The 4,412-nt window shown below is 73.2% G+C and carries 4 protein-coding genes and 1 riboswitch; of the genes, 3 read left to right on the plus strand and 1 reads right to left on the minus strand.

Annotated elements, in window-relative coordinates:
• Positions 1–1,095 (minus strand): precorrin-3B synthase (gene cobG, locus FFS27_RS29110; protein WP_335927002.1); only part of this gene is annotated, 1,095 nt, incomplete at its 3' end.
• Positions 1,096–1,185: 90 nt separating this feature from the next.
• Positions 1,186–1,436, minus strand: a riboswitch (cobalamin riboswitch).
• An 85-nt stretch (positions 1,437–1,521) separates the two neighbouring features.
• Here cobG and FFS27_RS29115 point away from each other — a divergent pair.
• The 3 genes from FFS27_RS29115 to FFS27_RS29125 all read left to right on the plus strand — a co-directional run.
• The gene (locus FFS27_RS29115; RefSeq protein ID WP_023100938.1) at positions 1,522–2,769 is read left to right on the plus strand and encodes a bifunctional cobalt-precorrin-7 (C(5))-methyltransferase/cobalt-precorrin-6B (C(15))-methyltransferase; all 1,248 of its coding nucleotides are present in this window, start codon (positions 1,522–1,524) and stop codon (positions 2,767–2,769) included.
• Positions 2,762–3,862 (plus strand): cobalt-precorrin-5B (C(1))-methyltransferase, encoded by a 1,101-nt coding sequence (locus FFS27_RS29120; protein WP_023100937.1) that lies wholly within the window; start codon positions 2,762–2,764, stop codon positions 3,860–3,862. Before FFS27_RS29115 ends, FFS27_RS29120 begins: the two co-directional genes overlap by 8 nt.
• The coding region (locus tag FFS27_RS29125; protein WP_137952390.1) for a cobalt-precorrin-6A reductase at positions 3,859–4,412 on the plus strand (554 nt) is incomplete at its 3' end. The genes FFS27_RS29120 and FFS27_RS29125, both read left to right, overlap by 4 nt.

Genomic DNA, 4,412 nt, shown 5'->3' on the forward strand with positions numbered 1-4,412 from the left:
GGCCAAGCCCCTGGCGCAGGCGCTGGAACCGCTGCAGGCGATCAGCCGCGCCAACGGCGCGTCGGGCGCGGTCAGCAGGCCGAGTCCGCGCAGGCCGAGCAGCGCCTGGTGGGCCTCGGCCTGCGCCAGGTTCGGCAGGAGCACGCCTTGCCAGGGGGTCAGGCGCAGGCTGCCGTCGCCATGGCGCTCGACCAGCTCGGCCAGGCCTTCCAGGCAAGCGCTGTCGAGCCGGCCGAGCGGCGCCGCCGCGCCGACCATCGCCAGGCCCGGCTGGCGTTGCGGCTGGACGCCGAGATGACTCCACGCACGCCCCGGCGGACGCCGCCAGGCCGCCACCCGCTCGTCACGCCGCAGAGGGAAATCCAGGCGCGCCTGCAAGGCCTCCAGCAAGGATTCTCCGGCCAGCTCCTGCAACAGGTGGCGCATCCGCGTCTGTTGCGGCTGGGCGCGTTCGAGGAACAGGTCGAGCAGCGCCAGCACCAGGGACTCGCCCCGCTCCGCCGGCAACGCCGCCAGGGGGCGGTCGCGGGCCGGGCAGCCGGCGAGTCCGAAGACCAGCGTCGCGGTCGGCGCCGCGGGCATCGGCGAGAGCCAGATGTCATGGGGATGTTCGAGCATCGCCAGGTCTTCGCCGCCGTCCAGCTGGATGGCGAACTTGGCCGACAGCGCGTGGTAGCGGCTGTCCGCCTGGAGCCGCAGCAACAGCCGAGCGGCCAGCGGGCGCACGTCCAGCGACAGGTGCGGATCGAGCCCGGCGGCCGGGCTGAGCATCAGGTTGCGCACGTCGTCGGCGCCGGCCAGGGACCCATGCCGGGGACCGAGGCCGGCGTCCAGCAGGCGGCGGACGAGCCGCTCTTCCTCGCCGCGACGGACGCCGCGCAATTGCAGGTTGGAACGGTTGGTCGCCTCGATCACGCCGCTGGCGCAATCCCGCGCCGCGGCCGCCACGGCGCGTGCCTGGGCGGCGTCCAGGCGACCGGCATCGAGCTTGATGCGGCAGATGCCGCCGTCCAGCGCCTGGACGATACGCAGCAGGCCGGGACAGGGTGACGGACGTGGTACGGGCAGGGGCGCCGGGGTCTGGTCGTCGTTCAAAAACGCTACTCGAATCGGCGTCGCGGCGACCGCACCGCTGTCCCCCAGGGACAGACCACGGCATCGGTACACCCCGCCCGATGTTGGCACTCGCGACTGGTTTCGGCGGCAGGTCTCCTGGCTCGCAGCCCGGCGTTCCACCCGGGGGAGGAACCTCCGCTTCGCGCCGCCTTCCCGGTAATCCAGTGGCGAATGGCGCGAATACAGGCTGCATACAGTTGCGGGGGCAGCCACGGCTAGGCCCGGGCTTCGAAAAGACCGCGGCTCCGTGTTCCCTCTTCGGCCCTCGTTGGCCCCGCGCTAACGCGAAAGGGCCGGGCACCGACGAACGCGCTATTATGCCGCCCAGCCCGGGGCCGGGAAAACCCATTCCGTCCGGAAGCCGTCGCGGGCCCTTCACAGACGCATTTCAGGAGTATCGGAACCGTGTCATCGGCAGACTCGACGCCGCCCTGGCTGACCCTGGTGGGCATCGGCGAGGACGGTTATCCCGGCCTCGGCAAGCAGGCCCGGCGTGCCCTGCTGCAAGCCAGCCGGATCGTCGGCGCGGCGCGCCAGCTGGAACTGCTGCCGCCGTGCATCGGCGGCGCCCGCGAAACCTGGCCGACGCCGTTCTCCCTGGAACCATTGCTGGCCCGGCGCGGCCAGCCGACCTGCGTGCTGGCCAGCGGCGACCCGATGCTGTTCGGCGTCGGCGCCAGTCTCGCCCGGCAACTGCCGGCGACCGAACTGCGAGTCCTGCCGGCGCCCTCCTCCCTCTCGCTGGCCGCCGCCCGCCTCGGCTGGGCCCTGCAGGAAGTCGCCTGCCTGTCACTGGTGGCGCGTCCGCTGGCGGCGCTGCAGGCACAGGTCCACGACGGCCGGCGCCTGCTGGTCCTCAGCAACGACGGCGACAGCCCGGCCGCCATCGCCCGCCTGTTGAACGCCCGTGGCTTCGGCGCCAGTCGCCTGAGCGTGCTGGAACACCTCGGCGGGCCGCTCGAGCGCCGTCTCGACGGCCTCGCCGGCGACTGGTCGCTGCCGCGCGCCGCCGATCTCAACCTGGTGGCGGTGGAATGCCGCGCCGGCACCGGCGCCGTGCGCCTGCCGCTGACCCCGGGCCTGGCCGACGAAGCCTATCGCCACGACGGCCAGCTGACCAAGCGCGACGTCCGCGCCGTGACCCTGGCGCGCCTGGCGCCCTGCCCCGGCGAGCTGCTCTGGGACGTCGGCGCCGGCTGCGGCTCCATCGGCATCGAATGGATGCGCGCGCACCCCAGTTGCCGGGCGATCGCCATCGAAGCCAACGACGAGCGCCAGGAACATATCCGCCACAACCGCGACGCCCTCGGCGTACCGACCCTGCACCTGGTCGCCGGCAGCGCCCCGGAGGCGCTGCTGGAACTGCCCGAGCCGGACGCCATCTTCATCGGCGGCGGGGTCACCGCCGAGGGCGTGCTGGAGACCTGCTGGGAGCGCCTGCGGCCCGGCGGCCGCCTGCTCGCCAACGCCGTCACTCTGCAGAGCGAACGGGTGCTGCTCGACTGGCAGCAACGCCTGGGGGGCGACCTCACCCGCCTCGGCGTCGCCCACGCGCGACCGCTGGGCGGTTTCGACACCTGGCGCCAGGCCTTGCCGATCACCCTGCTGGAATTGCGCAAACCCGCCGCCAGGAAGCCTCCCCGCGATGCGTGAGGAAACCCCCGAGCAGCCCGCGCCGTTGCGCAGCGGCTACACCACCGGCAGTTGCGCCACCGCCACCAGCCTGGCGGCGGCGCGCCTGCTGCTGGGTGGCACGATCAGCGACGCGGTGCAGATCGTCCTGCCCAAGGGCCAGCAGGTGCTGATGCGCCTGGAATTCTGCCGCGCCTGGGAAAACGGCGCGGAAGCCGGCACCCTCAAGGATGCCGGCGACGATCCCGACGTCACCCACGGCGCCCTGGTGTTCGCCCGGGTGCGCCTGGGCGCCGAGCCTGGCGTGCGCTTCCATGCCGGCCCCGGGGTCGGTACGGTGACCCGCCCGGGGCTGACCCTGGCGGTCGGCGAGCCGGCGATCAATCCGGTGCCGCGACAGATGATCGAACGCCACCTCGCCCAGCTCGCCGCCGAACGGGGCTACGCCGGCGGCTTCGAAGTCGCCATCGGCGTGGAGGGCGGCGCCGAGCTGGCGCTGAAGACCATGAACCCGCGCCTGGGCATCCTCGGCGGGCTGTCGATCCTCGGCACCAGCGGCATCGTCCGGCCGTTCTCCTGCTCGGCCTATATCGCCTCGATCCATCAGGGCATCGATGTCGCTCGCGCCAACGGCGTCCGTCACATCGCCGCCTGTACCGGCAACGCCAGCGAGGACGCCATGCGCCGGCGCTATGGGCTGCCGGAGATCGCCCTGATCGAGATGGGCGACTTCGCCGGCGCGGTGCTCAAGCACCTGCGCAGGGCGCCGGTGGAAAAGCTCAGCCTGTGCGGCGGCTTCGGCAAGATCAGCAAGCTCGCCGGCGGCCACCTCGACCTGCACAGCCGCCATTCCAGCATCGACCTGCCGCAATTGGCCGGCTGGGCCGCCGCGCTCGGTGCCAGCACCGCGCTACAGGACAGCATGCGCGCCGCCAACACCAGCCAGCAGGCGCTGGCCCAGGCACACGCCGAAGGCGTGGCCCTGGGCGATGCGGTCTGCGCCCACGCCCTGCGCTTCGCCCGCGGCATCGTGCCCACCGAGGTGGCGCTGGAAGTCTTCGCCATCGACCGCCAGGGCAACCTGGTCGGCCAGGCCTGCGAGGAGCGCCGATGAAGCGCCTGTTGCTGCTCGGAGGGATCGGTGAGGCCCTGGACCTCGCCCGCCGGCTCGGTCCGGCGCATCTCTACAGCCTCGCCGGGCTGGGCAAGGTGCCCGGCGACCTGGCCTGCCGGGTCCGGGTCGGCGGCTACGGCGGCGCCGAAGGGCTGGCGGCGTTCATCGACGAGCAGGGCTTCGACCTGCTGGTGGACGCCACCCACCCCTACGCCGCACGGATCAGCCAGAACGCCGTGCGCGCCGCGCGACTGGCCGGAGTGCCCTGCTGGGCGCTGCGCCGGCCCGGCTGGCAGGCCGGGCCCGACGACGACTGGCGCGAGGTAGCCGACTGGCGCGAGCTGATCGCCGCCCTCGCACCCTTCCGCCGTCCGCTGTTCACCCTCGGCCGCGAACCGCTGGAGCATCTCGGCCAGGTCCCGCCGCACCAGCACTGGACCGTGCGCTGCCTGCAAGGCCAGCCGGCCGCGCCGCGCGCCGAGGTGATCGGCGCGCGCGGGCCGTTCAGCCTGGATGGCGAACGGGCGTTGTTCGAGCGCCTCGCCTGCGA

Origin of the sequence: Pseudomonas sp. 2VD (assembly GCF_005503585.1) — a bacterium.
In the GTDB taxonomy this organism is placed as follows: domain Bacteria; phylum Pseudomonadota; class Gammaproteobacteria; order Pseudomonadales; family Pseudomonadaceae; genus Pseudomonas; species Pseudomonas aeruginosa.

Excerpts from the sequence above, each read along its gene's own strand:
- FFS27_RS29120 (WP_023100937.1), top strand. The coding sequence starts at position 2,762 with ATGCGTGAGGAAACCCCCGAGCAGCCCGCGCCGTTGCGCAGCGGCTAC.